Origin of the sequence: Butyrivibrio proteoclasticus B316 (assembly GCF_000145035.1) — a bacterium.
Taxonomy (GTDB): Bacteria; Bacillota; Clostridia; order Lachnospirales; family Lachnospiraceae; genus Butyrivibrio; species Butyrivibrio proteoclasticus.
The window spans coordinates 320,691-343,385 of sequence record NC_014387.1; the positions used below are offsets into that span (position 1 = coordinate 320,691).

General features: G+C 42.3%; 4 protein-coding genes. All 4 read left to right on the forward strand.

Annotated elements, in window-relative coordinates; translation table 11 throughout:
- The first annotated feature begins 66 nt into the window (after positions 1-66).
- The 4 genes from BPR_RS01345 (at position 67) to BPR_RS01360 (ending at position 22,694) form a co-directional block, all read left to right on the forward strand.
- Positions 67-345: a hypothetical protein gene (locus BPR_RS01345; RefSeq protein WP_013279659.1), complete on the forward strand. Its 279-nt coding sequence runs from the start codon at positions 67-69 to the stop codon at positions 343-345.
- A gap of 141 nt (positions 346-486) precedes the next feature.
- On the forward strand, positions 487-3,285 hold the full coding sequence (locus BPR_RS01350; protein WP_013279660.1) for an AMP-binding protein: 2,799 nt from the start codon (positions 487-489) through the stop codon (positions 3,283-3,285).
- Positions 3,286-3,323: 38 nt separating this feature from the next.
- Positions 3,324-5,105 (forward strand): serine hydrolase domain-containing protein, encoded by a 1,782-nt coding sequence (locus tag BPR_RS01355; protein WP_013279661.1) that lies wholly within the window; start codon positions 3,324-3,326, stop codon positions 5,103-5,105.
- Positions 5,106-5,147: 42 nt separating this feature from the next.
- Positions 5,148-22,694, forward strand: a complete 17,547-nt coding sequence (locus BPR_RS01360) for a non-ribosomal peptide synthetase (protein ID WP_042256325.1) — start codon at positions 5,148-5,150, stop codon at positions 22,692-22,694.
- The last annotated feature ends 1 nt before the right edge of the window (position 22,695 follow it).

Genomic DNA, 22,695 nt, shown 5'->3' on the forward strand with positions numbered 1-22,695 from the left:
AAAAGATTTAATTGTGCGAAAGAGTACATTTAAATACATCATCAACCATCAGAAAGGAGATACACCATGCTAATTCCAATTTTGCCATTCTTTGGCCCAATAGCTCCACCACCAGCACAGGAGGCACAGACTGATGAGGCTAAGCAGCCACAGATGCCACCTATGCCACCTGTATATCAGGGAGCACCTATGGTAAATGGAGAAGAGGCTAAGCCTGAGGGCGAAATGCCAATTCCACCTACACCATATAACTATGCTCAGGGTATGCCTGTTGCGCCTAACCAGCAGCCACCTGTACCGGTTTATGCTGGTGCTCCAAATGTACCTAATAAAGACGAAGAGTAATTTAATTACTTGAGCGGCTATAAGAAACATGGAGCATAGATTGATTTGAGTCTATTAATTCATTGAGAGGCTGCCTACAAACAGACAGCCTCTCATTTTAATAGGCATTTGTTGGAATTGACATGGGAAGAGGAGAGTGTAATGAGCGCGAAGAAGAACGATAACATAAAGAAAGCAGCAAAAGCACCTGTGAAGGCACCAGTAAAGGCAGCAGCCAAAGCTTCAGGAAAAACGACAACTAAAACGGAAGTAAAGGCTGCAACCAAGAAAGCACCGGTTAAGAAGGCAGCCAAGCCCGCTACGAGTTCAGCAAGGAGAGCAAGGCCGGCTACCAGCTCTGCAAGAAGACCGGAGCCTGAGTATGTTATCAGCAAAGCTGCTTATCAGCGTAGCTGGAAATATATAGTTGATATTAACTCTGCCAGCAAGGAGCGCCTTGACAGAGTTGCACTTATTGATATGGAGCGTACCTACACCTACAGACAGATGTTTAGAAACTGGGAGAAGTACGCAGAAGTTTTTTCAGCTCTTGGAATTACAGAGGCAAACCATTCAAGGCTTGCTATTTTTGACTGCAGCTGTATCGAGTCATCTTTTGCCGTATACGCTGCAAATATGACAGGATCGTCAATTGCAGGCTTTACACCTGCTTACCTTTCAGAGAAATTCCCGCTTTCAAAGGCAATCAAGGAAGAGGGAATAACGGATCTTTTTATAAATGATCTGGCAGTAAATAAGAGACTTTTGATCCATGCACTTAAGATCAAGGCAGAACTTGGGCTTCGTAATGTAATAGTAGTTAAAGTTCCGATTGACAGCAATAAGATGGATCCTGGCCTTGTTAGTTTTAGTAACAGTAACTACAAAGAACTCAAGACAGTAGATGGAGCTCTTTTCATGGATGATCTCATTGAGAAGTATGAAGGGACTCCTATCAGTTATGGTAAAAAGACAAATGATCCTTCATCATTTGTGTTCCATACATCAGGAACAACTAAGGGTATCAGTAAACCTGCGCCTCTTTCAGATGAGGCATTAAACCTGGCTTCAGAGAATATGAAAAAGAGCAGAAAGTTCGTAGCCTTTGAGAAGGGTTGCGTAACACTCTGTACTATGGTTGCAACGTCTGTTTATGGATTTGTAAATCAGCTCCACGAACCGCTGGCCTTTGGCTGCAGCGTTGTTCTGCTTCCAATGGCTAATCAGAATCCATTTTTTGTTAAATCGATAAGTCATTACAAAATAAATGCAATGTTTGTAACTCCTTTCTACTTTGAGGCATGGAGTAAACTCCCCAAGGACTTTATTCCGGATTTCTCATCCGTAAATGCTGTTATTATTGGTGGCGCCTATCTTTCAGCAGAGGCTAGGAAAAGATATACAAAGTTCATGGAAGCTAACGGAGCCAAAGACGTTAAATTTGTAAATGGCTACGGCATGTCAGAAACCTGCGGAGCCTGCATTATTCAGACCGAAGAGGTTGATAACGATTCTATAGGATTTCCTCTTCCTGGCGTAGATCTTAAGATCTACGACGAGATCGATGAGAAATTTTATTCGGTAAAAGACAAGCATACAGGCGTTCTTTATATACATTCTGATTCACTTAGCAGTGGAAAAATTGATGATAATGAATTCTTTAAGCTTGATGAGATTGACGGAGTGCCATACATCTGCACAAACGATGTAGTATCCGTAAATAAAGATGGCAGTATTTCCTGCCAGGGCCGTGCTAACAGATACTTTGTTAATAACGATGGAATCAAATTTAATGCAGGCATTATTGAAAATCAAGTCGCATCAGAGGAGGGAATCGAAGCCTGCGCCATGACTCCATGGTATGACAAGCTCCTTACTCACGACACTGTTCCGGTATTGTATGTTCAGCCGGTAAGCAACGACAAAAATGCAGCCGAAATTGTCAAAAATGCACTGGTAAACGTATTTATAAAGAAGGGAACAGCCAAGGAATCCAATCTGCCTATGCAGTGTGTGATTGCACAGCAGATTCCACACAACAGGAACGGCAAGGTTGATATTTACAGGATTACAAATGGCGGCGTTGAGGGTGATAGATACATTATAAGGCCTGTAAGAGTTAAGAATGATCTCAAGGATATTGTGTTAGAGCTTACCCAGAATGCAGATGAAGGTATTACAAATGGTGAGGTTCCTGTTGAACTTAGCAATGTCTGGGATGATATCAGAGAATCCACAATGGATAAAACCGTTTTGAATCAGGCAGCCAACCAGTATAACGCAAGACTCATGAGTCTGTTTGCCGGAGCTCATATGATGCAGGGATTGCCGGGAATACCGGGACTTTCATTAGATCCTGCAACAATAGGACAGTTCGTGAGCATGCTCCAGAATGCGCAGAACCAGTTTATCAGCTTCAGTTCACAGTATATACAGTATGTAGTTTCTGAGTATAACAATTGGGTCCTTCAGACTAACAAGTATATTCAGGATGTTAATAATTATCAGGTGCATCAGTATAGCAAGTTTGTACAGGATGTCCGGAAGTACGAGGTGGATATGACAGAGTATTTAAAGAATCTATGGCAACAGCAGGCAGAGCAGGCACAAAAGCTTCAGAAACAGCAGGCGGAATACATTCAGAAAGTACAGGAGTATCAGGTTGCTCAGTATCAGAAATTCACACAGGATGCTCAGGCCTATCTGAAACAGTGGTCAGATTATGCACAGAAAGTACAGGAATATCAGGCTGCTCAGTGTCAGAAATTTGTTCAGGATTACCAGAAATATCAGGCACAGGTTGCAGACTACGCCAAGAAGGTTCAGGAACAACAGGCACAGGATATTCAGAAATTCCTGCAGAGCTTCCAGGGACAGCTCTCACAGCAGGGTCAACAGCCACAGCTTCCTCCTATGGCATATATGGGACCTGTTGCACCAGATCAGTCAGCTCAGAAATAATCCGTAGATTGTCAAAAACAAGATAGGAGAAATCTGATATGAAAAAGAAAATCGTAGCTATGCAACTTAGTTTATTGATGGTTCTTTTACTGATCCTGACAGAGGCTTTTGGAATTCGCGCCTATGCCGCAGACAAGACGCTAGCTTCAGGCCTTGCCTATGATCAGGTGGACTCAGCTATAAAAGAATTTATTGAGGAGAGAAAGGAAACAACAGCAGGCCTTGCATATATAGTTTTTACGGAAGATGAAGATCTTTCCAGAGGACTTTATGGATACCAGGATATAGAGAACCAGATTCCTGTCAGCGAAGACACAGTTTTTGAGTGGGGATCAGGTTCGAAGGTTCTGATCTGGGTATGTGTGATGCAGGCCAAAGAAAGGGGACTCATCGATTTTGATACAGATATTAATGAGTATCTCCCGGAAGGCTTTTTGTCTAATCGCAAATATGATGACAAGATCACAATGATCGATCTGATGAATCATTCCGCTGGTTTCCAGGACGTAGCTGCAGATCTTAATATTGATGATCCTACATATTTTGCCAATCTTGAAGAGGCACTTAGTGCCCATAAACCTGACCAGATATATCAGCCGGGTACAATAAATTCCTATTCCAACTGGGGCTCAGCACTTGCAGCCTATATTGTTGGACGTGTAAACGGAATGGAATATTGCGACTATGTTCATAAGAATATTTTTGAACCACTCGGAATGGAGCATAGCGCGCTTTATATTGACCTTTCTGATAATCCCTGGGTTCAGGAAAACCGTAAGAAACTTGTGAGCTATAACACTGACTTATCAATAAAGCCATATAGTGCAGCCTTTAAGTACATAGCTCTTTACCCTGCAGGAAGATGCGCGTCTACATTTGGAGATTACGAGAAATTTGCCAAGGCTATGCTTAGAGAAGACGAGAGGATCATGAGCAAAGAGACCTGGGAAGAGATGTATACTCCTACGGATTACTTTGCGGATACAGGTGTTCCCAAAAACTATCATGGACTTTGGGGCGTGTACTTTGCGGTTCCTACAATAGGGCATATTGGAAGAACAAGCGGATGCTCAAACTACCTTCTCATGGACAGACAGAATAAAGTGGCATCTCTCTTTGTTTCAAATCAGGGGCAGGACCTTGAATATACAGAGAATATCAGACCACTTCTCTATGGCGATTATTCTTATTCAAACTATGCAACTATGCCGGATCTTCCAAAGGCATCCTATCAGAACTCTACAACAATTGAAAATGGCGCTTTTAAGTTCTATGGCTTCTATGCAGGAATACTGACCCCATTTAATGTGGATAATGAGTTTTGGGCTGTCAGCAAGATGGGCGATAGGACAGTTGTTGAAAGATCGTATTTTGATTTTGCAGAAGAGCCTGCTGGTAAGATGGCATTTGAAGTTGGACTTGTCCTGATCATGGCTATTCTGGCTCTCATTGGCATTGTATCTCTTATTTGCAGACTTATCTTGTGCTTGATAAGACTTGTTAAAAGAGATAAGACCAAGAGAAAACTTGCGCTTTGGAGCACAGTTGGATGTATCCTGCCGCTTTGCTCAGTACTTCTGTACTTTTATGCACAGTCATCTCTTAAAACAACTTCAAATCATTATGTTTGGGCATTTGCTGTAATTGCAATCCTGGCTCTTATAATGATTGGAATGATCATATATGGCTGTATGAAAAATATATCTGCAGATGGCATTACTAAGTCGCAGAAGGTATATAACTTCTTTGTAGCAGTATTACTTGTCGTGGCGGTAGTATTTGTATGCTACTGGCAGATGTTTATGTTCTGGAAGATATAAGAAGTACTTAGGCTAGACTATAAAATCTTGGAAGGTACTAACATGACAAAAACTTATCCATTACTTAAATCTCAGCTTGGAATCTTCATGGATTGTGTCAAATATCCGGAGTCGAGACAGTTCTTTTTACCAAGCTATACTAAGCTTACTGATAATGTGGATTTGGATGCAGTTGAAAAGGGACTACAGGAGATTTATGCAAACCGTAAGGAACTGCGTGTTCTTTTTAAGCTTGATGAGGATGGAAATCCTGTTCAATATGTATCAGATGCCAAATTACAGGTAACCAGAAAGAAAGTAAAAAGTTCAGACATAGATGCCTTTGCCAAGGAGTTTTTTGCCAGAAAAATGGATCCTCTTGGAACTGAGCCTCTTGTAAGGTTTGAGCTTGTTGAGACAGATAAGGGTAATTATCTTCTGGGTAATTACCATCATATTATCATGGATGGCGAATCCTCAGGCAGACTCTTTACAAAAAGAGATATGTCAGCAGCCTACAAAGGGCATGTTGTGCCTGAAGATTATGGCATGCTGGAATATATCGACGAGCATCCTGTTGACAGCGTCGGCTACGAAAGAGATAAGCAGTACTATGCAGAGAGGTTTGCGCAGATTCCTATGTCCACGCTTTCTGCAGGAAATGTGGATCCACTGGGCAATATCATAATGAAATCTGCTTTTCTGGATGCGGATGAGATCGAGAATTTCTCCGATGACCAGGAACTGTCTGTTGATGGGCTTTTTCAGGCAGCCTTTAGCCATGTTATTTCTTCCTTCTTAAGTCAAAAAAAGATAGCGTATACAATCGCCATAAGTGGACGCTTTGATCAGAAGATCAAAGAAAGCTACGGAATGTATGTTGAAAACCTCCCTCTCCTGATTGAGGAAAAGGAAGATATGACGTGCCGTCAGCTTATAAATGACTGTGTCATGGAGAAGATGAAGAGCATCCGCCATCATCATTATCCATTTACGGACTTTTGCAGGGATCTTGGTACGGAGCCTGGTATTGGCTACAATTTCTTTTCCACTAACGAGAATGAGGAATATTTCTATTTTGGAGAAGAAAGATGCCCGACCAAAATTCCAATCGACTATGGTACGTCAGACCTTCTGATCACAATCTTCAAATCGAATAATCAGTATGAAATCCGTGCTCAGTCCAGTGAAAAGCTTAATGATATTACTTTGCTTGAGACAGTTGTCAATTCAATCAGGCATACTGTTCTTGAGATGATCGAAAAAGTCGACGAGCCGCTAACAGAGCTGTCTGTTCTGCCTGCTTCAGAGGAAAAAGAGATCGCTAAGATTTCTGCCGGAGAGAGATTTGAAACCGGAACAAAGGAAACCTTTGTGGATAAGTTTATTACTTCTGCAAAGACCTATCCTGACCATCTTGCAGTAGTTGATAAGTACGGAACGTATACATACAAGGAACTTGATGATATATCCAATTCAATAGCTGCTTACCTTCTGGATAATGAGGTAAAAGCAGGTGAATTTGTTGCGGTCAGAATGAACCGTGTAAAAGAGTTTGCAGCATCCGTCATTGGCATCATGAAGGCAGGCGCTGCCTATGTTCCGATTGATGAAGATTATCCTAAGGACAGGATAAAGTATATGATGGAGGATTCAGGTGCCAGGATCACTCTGACTAAAGAATCTGTCTTAGAAATTGCAGCCAATTACAAAAACGCTGCTCCTATAAATAATGCAAAAATTTCAGATCATGCCTACATGATCTACACTTCAGGATCTACCGGAATGCCTAAGGGTGTTATCCAGAGTCACAGATCCCTTTCTCATTTTGTCAGTTGGAGAACTGATAAACTTGATATCAGAAACGGCAAAGCATATGGACATTTCAGCAATTTCTCTTTTGATGCATCATTAGATGACCTTGCATGCCCACTTTCTGTCGGTGCCACAACCCATATTTTTGACGAAGAACTTAGGACCAGTATCACTGGTATATGCAGTTACATAGAAGAAAATAATATATCGGGACTTACTCTTTCAACCCTTCTTGGAATGGAGCTGATCAAGTATGATCCTGACCTTAAGTTGGAATATCTTATGATGGGCGGAGAAGCACTTCTGCCTACAAATAAGACAAGCTATAAGATCATCAATGGTTATGGACCAACTGAGTTCACGGTCTGCTCGTCGTATTATGAAGTAACGGGAGATGAGACTACTATTCCTATCGGAAGACCTGTTCCCGGCACAAGTAGTTATATTTGTGATATGAATGGTAAGCTCCTTCCTAAGGGAATCACAGGTGAGCTGTGCCTGTCCGGTCCTCAAATGGCAGATGGCTACCGAAACCAGGAAGAACTCTCCAAAGAGAGATTTGTAAGTATTACAGTAAATGGTAAGCAGATACCTGTCTACCGCACAGGAGATATGGCAAGATATAACGCAGATAATCTTCTGGAGTATAAGGGCAGAGTAGATAACCAGATAAAAATTCGCGGATTCAGAGTTGAGCTTGGAGAAGTTGAGGGTAAAGCTGCGCAATTTGCCGGTGTAGGCAGCTGCGTTTGTGATGTAAGAAAAGACAAGCTTATTCTCTACTATGTTGTTAAAACAAATAAGAAAGAAGACAAGCAGTTCAAGGAGAATTTAAGCCTCTTTATGGAAGAGGCACTTCCCGATTATATGGTACCAACCTATTATGTTCAGGTTGATGCTATTCCGGAGAGTGTCAATGGAAAAGTGGATAAAAAGCAGCTTCCTGACCCTGTATCCAGTGATGTTCTCATGGTTGCTCCTGAAACTGAGATGGAAGATAAGGTTCTTGATCTGATTTCGGAGATACTAAAAGAAGAACATTTTGGTGTTACAGACGACATTATCGGACTTGGTCTTACATCCATTTCTATCATGAAGCTCTCTGCAATGATCAAGAAAGAGCTTGGCAAAAATATTACAGTATCAGAGATAATGAAGAGCCCCAGAGTAAGGGATATTGCAAAGATTCTGGAAAAAGAGTCGGCATCTGACCTTCATATCACTCATGTGGAACAGTTCTATTATCCTATAACAGAGAACCAGAGGGGCGTATATCTTGATTGGGAAAAGAACAGGAATGCAGTTCAGTATAACATTCCTTCTCTTTATGAGATCAAAAATGTAGATCCAAAGCGCCTTGCAGGTGCTGTAAAGACAGCGGTCTCTGCCCACAGATACCTTGAAACCAGGTTTGAGTATATCGATGGAGATCTGATGCAGAAATTTGTATCAGCAGAACCTGAGGTTAAATTAATTACAGTTAAAACTGAACCTGATGCTGATTATTTCCAGAAAAAGGTTAAGCCATTTGATCTTTTAAATGACAGGCTCTACAGGATAGAGATTGTTTCATACAAAGACAGAACATGGCTGTTTATTGATGCGCATCATATTATATATGATGGCCTTTCAAATGGTCTACTGATGAGAGGAATACTCGATGCCTACGATGGAAAGGCAGTTAAACCTGAAGAAATCACGGCCTTTGATTATGCCCTCTATGAACAGAAGTATAGAGAAAGTGAGAAATATAGTGAGGATAAGCAGTATTTTGATGAGCTTCTTTCTGATGGAGAGGCTGCTGTTTATCCTGATTCCTGTGTTCCGGATGGCAAGGGTGTTGGCCATGCGGATGTTATCATCAGTAAAAAGAATATTGAAGAATACTGCAGAGATAAAAATATTACAGAAGCAGCATTTATGCAGGCTGCAGTAGCAGAGACCCTTAAGAGACTTGTAAGGAGAGATAAGCTTGTTTACGTTACAGCAAGTGGTGGTCGCGGAGCAGATACAAGACTCCTTGATAGTGTCGGAATGTATGTAAGAACTGTTCCTGTTGCAGTAGAAACTAAGGCTGATGCTAATGAACTCACAGAAGACTTTATTAGCGGCATTTACAGCCAGATGAAGCAGAGCCTTGCATGTGAGCTTTATCCGTATACAGAGATGGTTTCCTCCCATGATATAAAGGCTGAAATAATGTTTACCTTCCAGGGTGGAATCCTGGAAAGTGGCAGAAATAAGAGAGTATCTCAGATACCGCTTTCACTTGGAACCTCCAAGTTCCCAATTGTTATAACTGTATATCCTGAGAGTAGTAAATATAGGATTGAAATTGAATATGATAAGGCTCGCTATGGCCTTAAAGATATGGAGCAGCTTGCAGCGGCTCTTGGCCAGTGTGCAACAACACTTGTTGAACAGAAATATCTTAAGGATGTTCGCCTTATCACTGAAAAAGAAGAAAAGAGTGTTGCTAAACAGTCATCTGGAAAGCCTGTTAAGCTTGAACCTGATACCACATGGGTAGATCTTTTCATCAAGATGGCTGCTAAATATCCAGACAAGACAGCTGTTGTGGATAGTTCCAGCAGCATGACCTATGAAGAACTTGACAGGAATTCAAATGCAGTAGCTGCATACTGCATTGAAAAAGGTGTTAAGCCTGGCGACTTCGTAGGAGTTAAGTTCGATAGAGTAAAAGAAGTTCTTACAGCCCTCATCGGTATCCAACGTGCGGGTGCTGCCGGAATGCCTATGGATTCTGCATATCCGGAAGAGAGAATCAGGTACATGATGGAGGATTCTGGTGCAAAACTCATTATCACACTTGAGGATGTACAGAAGGCTCAGAAGAAGTATGCATACGAGAAACCTATAAACATAAGTCACAAAGATAAGAAGGCTTATCTTCTCTACACTTCCGGATCTACCGGAAAGCCTAAAGGTGCTGTACTTACCCACGAAGGTCTTAGATACTTTGTAAGACTTATGGAAAAGGATATTGGAATAAAGCGTAACGGAAGTTATGGCGTTTTATCTCCACTTACATTTGATGGATCTCTTATTGATTACATTGGCTCTCTTTCTATCGGCGCAACAGTGCATATTTTCAGTGAAGACCTTAGAAAGAATCTCGAGGGCATCAATAAGTATGTTGAAAAGAACCATATAAATGGTTTCTTTGCATCAACGCAGCTTGGTCTTGAGATCATTAGGCATTATCCGAACATTAAGCTTGACTATCTCATGATCGGTGGTGAAAAACTGCCATCGACAAAGCTTCCTAAGGCCAGACTCATCAATATTTATGGCCCCACAGAGTGTACAATGTTCGTTACACATCTGACTGTAGAGGATGGAAGTGTCAAAAATATTCCTATTGGAAATGTGCATGATGGACATTCCTGCTTTGTATGTGATAGCTATGGAAACCTTCTTCCTATGGGATCTATTGGTGAACTGTGCCTTGCCGGACCACAGATAGGTCTTGGCTACTGGAACAGAGAAGAGCTTACAGCTGAAAAGTTCCCTACTCTTGAAATAGCAGGAGAGAAGGTAAGAGTATTCCGCACGGGTGATCTTGTAAGATATAACCCAAGCGGAGAGCTTGAATACCATGGCAGAATAGATCATATGGTCAAACTTCGCGGCTTCAGAATTGAACTTGGCGAGGTTGAGACCTGTGCATGTAAATATGACAGCATTGAGATGGCAGTTTCTGCTGTTAAGAACAATATGCTTGTTCTGTACTATCAGCCCAAGAAGGGCATGAAAGTAGACGAGAAGGATCTTAAGGATTTTATGGGAAAGACCCTTGCTGCTTATATGGTTCCTACTGTATTCATGAAGATGGATAAGCTTCCTCTTAATGCAAACGGCAAGATCAACAGACTTATTCTTCCTGAACCTGAGGTCAGCAATCTTGAGAAGGTTAAGCCTCAGAATAAACTTGAACAGGACCTTATAGAAAATGCTTACAAGGTCCTTGGAACAGAAAGCTTTGGTGTTACAGATGATCTGGTAAGTCAGGGTATGTCATCTATTGCAATGATGCGATTTGTGGCTGCCATCCAGCAGAATCTGGGATTTAAGATAGCACTTGCTGATATCATGAAGGCGCCTACTATCAGAGGCATTGCTGATAAGCTTGGTGCTAGCAGCGGAATCATTGCAGATAAAGCAGTTATCACATCCTATGGAACAAGGGATCATTATCCGATCACCGAGAACCAGAGAGGTGTTTACCTTGAGTGGGAAAAGAACCGTGGAACACTTCAGTACAACGTGCCTTCACTTTATCTTTTCGAAGATAAGGATGCTACTGAGCTTGCCAAGGCAGTTGAGAAGGTAATCGATTCTCATCAGTATATTAAGACAAGACTTGAGTATGTTGACGGCGACCTTGTTCAGAAGCCTGGCACGGAAAAGGCTAAGGTTCCTGTATTCACACTTAAGGAAGAGCCCGACACAGCCTTCTTCCAGAAAAAGGTATGTCCTTTTGACCTGTTAAATGACAAGCTCTATAGGGCAGAAGTAGTTACTTTTGAGAACAAGACCTGGCTGTTTACTGATATTCATCATATTATCTATGACGGTCTTTCAACAGGAATCTTTGGCCGCGATGTGATCTCAGCTTATGAAGGCAGAGAGATTACAAGTGAAGCTATTACAGCTTACGACTTTGCGATCTTTGAAAAAGAGTATGTTAAGTCCAAGTCCTTTAGCGCGTGTGGCAAATATTTTGACAAGCTCCTTAAGGGTGCCGAGGCAGCAGTTTATCCAGAGGGTGGACCGTGTGATGGATATGAGTATGGCACAGTACTCACCAGAATGAAAGCTTCCGGAATAGATGCTTTTTGCAGAAAACATGGAGTCACTGCTGCAAGCTTTATGCAGGCAGCTTTTGCAGAATGTCTTAAGAGAATATGCAGAGTAGATAAGTGTGTTTATGCGACTATCAGTAATGGCAGATCCATAGATTCACAGCTTATGAACTGTGTTGGTATGTTTGCAAGAACGCTTCCTGTGGTTTCTTATGCCGGTGATGAGTCTCAAATTACAGCTATAGATTATATTAAGAGTGTCTATGCCCAGATGCAGGCTACAATGGAATGCGAATTATATCCATACACAAGGATTGTTGAGCAGCAGGGCATTAAGGCTGAGGTCATGTATGCCTTCCAAGGCGGACTCTTTGAAGGAGGAGTGACCAAGGGCGCCACTCAGATACCTCTTTTGATAGATACTGTTAAGTTCCCGGTTTCAGTTACTGTATATCCGGAAGATGGTGACTATGTAACTTTCATCGAATATGACGGTCAAAGATATAACAAAGCTGACATGGAGACCTTTGCAAGGTCTATTGAAAATGCTGCTAAATCTCTGATGAGAGTTGAGCATCTTGGAGATGTTGAACTGATAAGCGAGCTGGACAGAAAGGCTATTATGAAGCTTTCTGCAGGCGATAAGCTCGATTATAAGAGAACTCAGACCTGGATGGATAAGTTCCTGAAGATTTGCAGGACACATTCAGATAAGACTGCCGTAACTGATGAAAAGGGCAGTATTACCTATGCCCAGCTTAACGAGCAGTCAGATATTGTTGCAAACTATCTGATCAGTCATAAGGTCAGAGAAGATGACTTTGTTGCTGTTATGATGGATAGAAGTCTTGAATTCGTCATAGCAGTTGTGGGCATTCATAAGGCAGGCGCTGCCTATGTGCCTATAGATATTGCATATCCTAAGGACAGAATCGACTATATGCTCGAAGATAGCGGAGCTAAGCTCGTCCTGACTGAGGATAAGATAAGGACAATTGTTAAAGAGAAAGAGAATACCAAGGCAGTTAATCTTGCTTCACCGGAGAGACTTGCTTACATGATCTATACGTCAGGTACTACCGGAAAGCCAAAGGGCGCTATGCTCCACCATAAGGGCCTGATGAACTTTGTAGAGCTTACGATACGTCATAATGAGCTTACGGATAAGGACAGAATAGGTCACCACTTCTCCTTCTCTTTTGACTCACATATTGAGGATGTATTCCCCGTACTTGCAACAGGTGCAGGTATGTTCATCATGCCTGAGAGTATCCGTAGGGAGCCCAAGCTTATATATGAGTTCCTCAAAAAGAATAAGATCACAGGCTGCGGATTTACTACATCCATTGGTAAGATGCTGGCTAAGAGTTATGACCTTGATATGAGATACATGACTCTTATCGGTGAGCCTCTTACAGATCTGGTCAGCACCGGAACACAGATCATGAACAAGTATGGTCCTACTGAATGTACAAATATCATATCTATGTTCAATCTGGAAAAAGACACTGTTTATAAGAGAATTCCTATTGGAAGACCGGTTGCTAATGGCTACTTGTTCGTAGTTGATGCAACAGGACATCTTCTTCCAAGGTCTGTGCCGGGAGAAATCTGCTACGCAGGCCCACAGGTAGGAAGAGGTTACTGGAAGCAGAAAGAAAAGACTAAAGAAGTATTTGAGGAATGCCCGTTTATCAAGGGAGTTTCCATGTATCACACAGGTGATCTTGGCAGATACAACAAGGATGGTCTCTTAGAGTGCCTGGGAAGAATTGATAATCAGATCAAGATAAATGGTTTCCGTGTAGAGCTTGGAGAAGTTGAGACAAGAGCTTCTCATTTTGAAGGAATTCAGACGGCAGCAGCTGCTGTTAAACAGGGCAAACTTATTCTCTACTATGTGCCAAAGAATGGAAAAACTATAGACGAGGATAAGCTTGGCAAGCATATGGCGCTTTCTCTTGCTGATTATATGCTGCCATCGCAGTACGTATGCCTTGAGGCTATGCCTTATACACCAAGTGGAAAGGTCAATAGAAAGGCCCTTCCTGATCCTGTATGGCAGAATCTTGAGATGGTTGCTCCAGCTAGCGAACTTGAAAAGAATCTCTTTGAGATTGCTACTGAGGTACTTGGAACAGATAAATTTGGTGTTACCGACGACATGGTTGGTCTTGGAATGTCATCTATTGCAATGATGAGATTCGTTGCTAAGGCTCAGAAGGACCTTGGCAGAAAGATCTCCGTAGCTCAGATGATGAAGACTCCTGTTATTCGCGATCTGGCTAGTGCCCTTGAGGGTGGAGACACATCCTTCGCAAGCCAGATTAAGGTAAATGCACCAAGAGATTTCTATCCTATTACAGAGAACCAGCGCGGTATCTACCTTGCATGGGAGATGAACAAGGATAGCCTTCAGTACAATGTTCCATCACTCCTTGTGCTTGAAGGAATGGATGCTGATAAGGTTGCAGACGCAGCCAGGGCAGCAGTTGATGCTCATCCATATCTTAAGACCAGATTTGCCTTTAACCTTGGCGAACTGGTTCAGAAACCATGTGATGAAGAAGCTGTTGTTGAGAGGACAGACTTTGATAAGGATCCTGATGTTTCCTACTTCCAGGATAAGGTATGTCCATTTGATCTGCTAAATGACAGACTCTACAGGATTGAAGTTGCTTCTTACAAGAAAAAGACATATCTCTTTGTGGATTGTCACCATATTTTATATGACGGACTTTCTAATGGTCTTCTCCTTAGAGAGATTATTAGTATTGCCAAGGGAAATGCAGCAAACGGTGAGTTTGTATCAGCTTATGACTTTGCTCTGTTTGAAGGAGAGTACCTTAAGAGTAAAGAGTACGCAGAGTCCAAGGCATATTATGGAGAACTTCTAAGTGGAATGGAAGCAGCTTCCTATCCTAATTCTCCAGAACCTGACGGAAGCTTATACAGCAGAATAGAATACAGATTTGACGCTAAGAATATCGATGATTACTGCAGAGATAACAAGGTTACAGCTGCAAGCTTTATGCAGGCAGCCTTTGCTCTTACTGTTAACAGAGCAACAAGACAGGATAACCTTATCTATGCAACTATCAGTAACGGAAGAGGTATAGATGCAAGACTCCTTAGTACCATGGGTATGTTCGTAAGAACACTTCCTGTAGCAGTAGGTATTCCTGAGGATGGAAGCCTTGAGACTTCTGACTTTGTTCAGAAGGTATCTGCTCAGATGCAGAAGACCATGGGCCATGAGCTGTATCCATACACAAGAATAGTTGAGGATACAGGTCTTCATGCTGAGATGCTCTTCGTATTCCAGGGCGGCCTCTATGAGAGCGGAGAGGTAGAAGGAACCAAGCAGATTCCGCTTAGCCTTGATGGAGCTAAGTTCCCGATTTCTGTGACAGTTTATCCTGAAAAGGGTGACCTTGTCATTATGATTGAGTATGACGGAATGCGTTACAGTCAGAAGGATATGACTACCTTTGCAACTGCAGTTGGTAATACGGCGCTTTCACTTACTAAGGAAAAAGAGCTTAAGGCAATTGGCCTTGCTAACAGGGGGCAGGAGAAGGAAGCACTTAAGGTATCAGTCGGTGAAGTTCTTAAGTATGACAGAACCAGCACATGGCTTGATATGTTTAGGAGTATTGTTCAAAGCTCACCTGACAGTGAAGCTGTAGAAGACGATACAAGCAGTCTGTCTTACAAAGAACTGGATGAAAGATCAGATGAGATTGCAGCATATATCGAAGCTCAGAACATCAACCCGGGAAGCTTTGTAGCTGTTAAGGTAGGACGTGTCAAAGAATTTGCAGTAGCAGTAGTAGGTATTCATAAGGCAGGAGCAGCCTATGTTCCTATTGATGAATCCTATCCTGCAGACAGAATTCAGTACATGCTCGAAGACTCAATGGCAGAAATTGTACTGACAGAGAGCCTTATTAAGAATATTTACAAAGAGTACGCAGGAAAGCGTTGCAAGAAGGAGAACCTTGCAAGGCCTGAGAGCATTGCGTATATGATCTATACCTCTGGTTCTACCGGTAAGCCTAAGGGCGCTATGGTAGTTCAGAGCGGAATCCTGAATCTTGTTCAGCATGATATCAGGAGAATGAAACTTAATAGTAAGAGCCGAGTTGCTATTCACACAAGCTTCTCTTTTGACGTAACAGGAGATAACTTCTTCCCTACACTTAGTAGCGGTGGATGTCTGGTTATCATACCTGAAAGAGTACGTAAAGATGTTGACCTTCTATATGCTTTCTTTAGAGAGCACAAGGTAACTGGTACTCATATTACGACTCAGATCGGTCAGCTTCTCGGAGCTCAGTATGATCTTGAGATGGACTACATCAGACTTTCTGGTGAAGCCATGACAAGTGTACCAAAATGTAAGGGACGAGTATTTAATACTTACGGACCTACTGAGTGTACTGTAGACGTAACAGATATCGAGATACCTAGAGGTTTTGATGGCAAGATCATTCCTATCGGAAAGCCTATGGCCGGCTGTAAGGTATACGTAGTTGATAAGGCTGGTCACATTCTGCCAAATGGTATGGCTGGTGAATTATATCTTGGCGGTGAAAACGTTGGTGCCGGATACTTTAATAAGCCGGATCTTACAGCTGAGAAGTTTATTGACTTTGCTATAAACGGCAGAGTAGAGCGTGTTTATAAATCCGGAGACCTCGGCAGATACCTTCCTAACGGCGATATTGAATACATGGGAAGACTTGATAACCAGATCAAGTTCCGTGGCTTTAGAATCGAGCTTGGAGAAATTGAGAACAGAGCTCTTGCATTTGATGGTATTGAGCAGGCTGTTGCTCTTGTTAAGAATGAACAGCTTGTACTCTACTATTCATGTGTAAATGGTAAGAAGGTAGATACCAAGGAGCTTGGTAAGTTCCTGGCTAAAGAACTTACAGACTACATGATTCCTACAGTCTACGTACTGATGGATGACATGCCTCTTACACCTAATGGCAAGGTTAACAGAAAAGCTATGCCTGAGCCTGAGATTGAAGGCTTCATGAAGGTTGAGCCAGAAACAGAGCTTGAAAAGCAGCTCCTTGACCTTGCTTACAAGGCTATCGGAAGCTCGAACTTTGGTGTTACAGATGATCTTCTGGGAGCAGGAATGAGTTCTATCGTTTCCATGAGATTTGCTGCAGCGATAAATAAAGAGCTCGGCAGGAAGATTACTGTAACAGATATATTAAAGACTCCTACAATCCGCGATGTGGCAACTATGCTTGATGGCGGCGCTGATAAGAAGGCTCTCGGCATCCCTGATTATGAGGAGCAGGAATATTATCCTATCTCTGAGAACCAGCGCGGTATCTATGTTGAGTGGGAGCTTAACAGATCAACCCTCCAGTACAACGTGCCTAACCTGTACGTATTTGAAGGTGTTGATGCTAAGCGCCTTGCAGGTGCTGTTGCTAAGGCAATTGATGCCCATCCATATCTTAGTACAAGGATTGTATTCGAGGATGGTGAGCTGATGCAGAAGCGAAGAGATGAGGAACCTCAGATTCTCTTTAACGCTTCACCAGAAGAGCCACCAGTTGAAGAATTCCAGAAGAGAGTTCAGCCATTTATCCTTATCGGTGACAGACTCTACAGAATCGGAGTAATTGCCGGACCTAAGAAGACATGGCTCTTTATGGATATCCATCACATTATCTACGATGGAATTTCCGCTGGAGTTCTCATGCGCGATATTATGGCAGCCTATAATGGACAGACTCTGGAAAAAGAGACTGTTTCAGGCTGTGAGTATGCACTCTTTGAACAGGATTACATAAAGGGACAGGCCTACAATGACGCCAAGACATACTTTGATAAGCTTCTTAGCGGCGCAGAGGCAGCTTCCTACATGGATTCTGTTAAGCCTGATGGAAAGGCCTACGGAATAATCAATACTAAGACCAGTGCCAAGACAATAGATAAGTACTGCAAGAAGAATAAGGTTACTGCTGCAAGCTTCATGCAGGCTGCATTCTCAGAAACCTTAAAGAGAGTAACAAGACAGGATAAGTCCTTCTATGTAACTATCAGCAGCGGACGATCTGCAGATACAAGACTTATGAACAGCGTAGGTATGTTCGCAAGAACACTTCCTGTTCTGGTAGACAGAAGCGCTTCTCCTGCAGATACACTTTCCTTTGTAAGGGATGTGAATGAGCAGATGCGTGCGACAACAGCTAACGAGCTGTATCCATACACTAAGATCGCCACAGACCTTGGTGAGCATGCTCAGATCATGTACATCTTCCAGGGCGGATTGTTCGAAGGTGGTCAGATTGATGGAATAGAGCAGATAGCTCTTTCAACAGATACTACTAAGTTTGCGATTGCTGTAACTGTATATCCAGAGGGCGATGACTACAATATCGCTATCGAATATGACGGAAACAGATACTCTGAGGAAGATATGAAGATCTTCGCAGAAGCCATCGCACAGACTTCACAGTCTCTTGCAAAAGAAGAGCAGCTTTCAGCTGTTCAGACTGTTGATAAGAAGACAGAAAAGGCTCTGTTTGAACTGTCCAAGGGAGAAAAGGCAGCTGAGAATAAGGCTACATGGATTGATATGTTTGTAGCATCGGCAGAAAAATATCCTGAGCATGTGGCAGTCATTGATAATAAGGGAAGCCTGACCTACAAGGAGCTTAATGAGAGATCTGATGCCCTTGCACGTTACCTTATTTCACAGAAGGTCAAAGAGAACAGCTTTGTTGCAGTTAAGATGGACCGCTGCAAAGAGCTTGTAATAGCAGCACTTGGTATCATGAAGGCAAGAGCAGCTTATGTTCCTGTTGATCCTGAGTATCCACCAGAGAGAATCAGATATATGCTGGAGGATTCAGGAGCCAAGGTTGTTGTGACTCAGGAGATCATTGACGAAGCAGTTGCAAGAAATGGTAAGGAGAAGATAAATCTTCCTACTCTTAATAACTATGCTTACATGATCTATACCTCAGGTTCTACTGGAAGACCTAAGGGCGTTGTTCAGAGCCACAGATCACTTGGACATTTTGCAAGCTGGAGAACCAAGGCGCTTGAGATAAGTGCGGAAAAGAGCTATGGACACTTTAACAGCTTTGCATTTGATGGATCACTTGATGACCTTGTATGTCCACTTGCAGTTGGTGCAACACTTCACATCTTCAGCGAAGACCTCCGTAGGAATATTCCTGAGATGGATGAGTATATAGCAGAGCACAAGATTGCTGGTCTTACTGTATCCACACTTATTGGTATGGAGCTTATGAAGTATGATCAGGATCTTGACCTCGATTACCTGATGATGGGCGGTGAGAAGCTTCTTCCTTCTGCTGCTACAGCCTTTAAGGTAATAAACGGCTATGGACCAACTGAGTTTACAGTATGTTCTTCCTACTATGTAGTAAACGGAGATGAGGAAGATATTCCTATCGGTAGAGCTGTTCCAGGAACTTTGAGCCTTGTATGTGATCCTTATGGCAAGCTCCTTCCTCAGCAGATGGTAGGTGAGCTTTACCTGGCAGGACCTCAGATTGCAGAGGGTTACTGGAATCAGGATGAACTTACCCGCGATCGTTTCGTAGAGATAACAGTTGCTGGAAACAAGCTTAGAGCATATAAGACTGGTGACCTTGTAAGATACAATGCTGACGATCAGCTTGAGTATGTGGGCAGAATAGATAATCAGGTTAAGCTTCGCGGCTTCAGAGTAGAGTTTGGTGAAATTGAGAAGATTGCTGATGACCACTACGCTGTAGAGCAGGCAGTAGCTGATGTCAGAAAGAATCAGCTGATCCTGTACTTCACACTCAAGGAAGCTATGAAGGCAAGCCTTGAAGCAGATAAGGTAAGTGAAGATCTGCGCAAGTATATGGCCAAGAAGCTTGCTGATTACATGGTTCCATCCATATTTGTAGCACTTGATGCTATTCCTATGACAGTCAATGGCAAGGTTGACCGTAAGGCTCTTCCTATGCCAGAGATAATGAATGAAGATGCTTATGTTGAGCCAGAGACCAAGTATGAAGAGATAGTAGCTGATGCTATGCAGGAAGCTCTTGGAATGACTGATAAGGTTAGCGTAACAGCAGGCTTCCAGGCACTTGGCGGCGATTCCATCAAGGGAATCAGACTTGTAAGTATTCTTCATAACAAGGGAATACAGCTCAGGATTGGCGATATCCTCAGCCTGCAGACCGCACGTGATATTGCTGCCAAGGTTGAGAAAGAAATGTTCCTCATCGACATAGATCAGAATCCAATAGAGGGAGAGATTGAAGACAGTGCGATCGTAGCCTTCTATAAGGACCTTGATCTTCCACAGGGCGCACACTTCACACAGCAGATTCTGCTTGGTATGAAGAAACGTGCAGAAATAGATAAGTTAAAAGAGTCACTTAAGGCTATTTTCTATCAGCATGACCTGTTAAGGGCAGTTTATAGAGATGGTAAGCTCCTTGTAAATGGCGTAAGTAGTGACGTGCCACTCGAGGAGTACACAGCTTCATCAGATAGTGATGTGGCAAGGATCTGTAGTGATGTAAAGAATGGTATCAACATGGAGAAGGCTCTTGTAAGAGTAGCACTTATTCATGGTAATGATCAGGATATGATCTTTATTGCAGCGCATCACCTTATCATCGATGGTGTATCCTGGAGAATCATTGTTCAGGATCTTGAGAAGGCTTATAAGCTTACACTCAGGGATAAAGAGATTACTCTTGATTCCAAGACAAGTACTTACAGAGATTATGTAAATGCTCTTAAGACTTATAGAAACAGTGACGTTCTTGCATCAGAGATTCCATATTGGAATAAGGTTCAGGAGAAGCTTTCTTCAATGCCATATTCAGATGCCAAGGATTATAACAGAACCTTTGGCTCTGTAAGCCTTAAGATGGACAAGAGCAATACAATGGCACTTCTGGGTGCTAAGAGAGATGTGATCCATCTTGATATGAACGATGTTCTCATAACAGCAGTTGCCAGAGCTTATTGTCAGGAAGAAAAAGTATCTGACGTTTCTATTCAGCTTGAGGGCCATGGACGAGAGGATATCTCTGAAATGCTTGCTACTGACAGAACAGTTGGATGGTTTACTTCTATCTACCCAGTTGTACTGAGCGGAATCACAGGTGGTATGGGAGATGACCTTAAAGCTGATCTGGTACTTACCAAGGAAACTCTTCACAGAGTTCCTGTTAAGGGCGTTGGCTACAACATTCTCCGCTTCATAGATGGAGATAATAAGGTTACATACTCAGCAGATCATATTGCCAAGATCAGCTTTAACTATCTGGGCGAAATGGATGATGCCGACAGGTCAGGCGGATACTTCGAACCGGTTCAGGGAGTACTTGAGCTTCCAGAATTTGCATATAGTAACCCTGGCGAAAATGGCTTTGGCTCTGATATTAACATTAACTGCGTAGTTACTGGCGGTAACTTCGGAATCGATATTACTTACAATGAGGCTATTTACAGTAAGAACAAGATAGAGAGTATTGCAGAGAATATCTTAACTCAGCTGCAGGATGAAGTTCTTTTCCTGAATGCTCAGAAAGAAACTATCTACACTGCTGAAGATTATCAGGAGAAGGAGTGGTCACAGAAAGAGTTTGACTACGTAATGAATGAGGTAACTTCTGCAGGAGAAGCAATTGAGAGTATAAGACCTCTGTCACAGGCTGAAGCAGATGATCTTACTCAGATACTTGAAGGCAGCGACATTAGTAAGTACAACTACGCAGGAGTATTCAAGGTTGGTACCAAGATTGGTGAAGAAGACCTTCAGAAGACTCTTGATAAGGTAAACAGCAGATTTACAGTTGTTAATACTGCCTTTGCTCATGAGAATGTGGAAGCAGACAGGCTCGTATTTACAAGCCGAAGGCTCACTGCAACCTTCATAGATGCCGGCAAGAGTGATCCTGAAAAAGAAGCAATGAAGCTTCATGAAACGCTTCTTGAAAAGAAGATCAACACGCTTACTGAGCAGCTCTTTAACGTATTCTGCATAACAGGAAAAGATGATGAAAGCTTCCTTGTAATTGCCTGTCATCCTGTTATAAGTGCATGTACAGGGCTCACAGGATATCTTTTATCCTCCAAGGTAATGTCATATCTTGCTGATATTACTAAGAGCAACTTCAAGCTTACTGACATGCTTGGTACATCCTTTGTCAGAAAGCTTGAGCGCAAGGGAATGAGAGTATTTGAATACTATAACGAGTACGACCCTGAGAAACCTACCATGGTCATCGTGCTGGGAATTGTCCTTCAGATGAGTATTCAGCACTTTGTTGATGACTGGTGCAGGAGATTCAATGTGATCGTAGTAGAGGATATTAACTACAACTACAACGAATTGTTCCCGGGAGAGAACTTTGATGAGGTATCAAATTCAGTAGTAACACTACTTGAGCTGTCACTTCCTAAGGATGACGGAATATTTGGCTTTATTGGTTATTCCTTTGGAGGAGAACTTGGACATAGCCTGGCATCCAAGATAAGGAGGATCAGAGGAAGTGCACCTACAGTATTCCTTGGCGACTCTGATATGGTTCCATCACAGGGTGAGAGCTTTGCCAAGACGTACAAACATGAGGATCTGGATGAGTTCCTTGTTCAGAAGTTTGAGGAAAACAATATTCCTGAAGAGAATATGTTATTTGCTTACAGTATGTTGAGTTTCCTGAATGCAGGACCTAAGACCTTTGAATGTTATGAGGGTCTTACAATACTCCTTCTTGCAATACAGAACAACACTCAGGAAGAGATTGAGATCAGAATAGCACTTGCTAAACAGAACTCAGCAGATTTCAGGGTTATAGACTTCCCTGACAGGGATCACTTTAGTTTGCATAATGATCCTGGAATGATACCTACTTATGACAAGATTTTTGTAGATGTAATGAACGAAAGAGGACTGGGAAAGCTTAAATGAT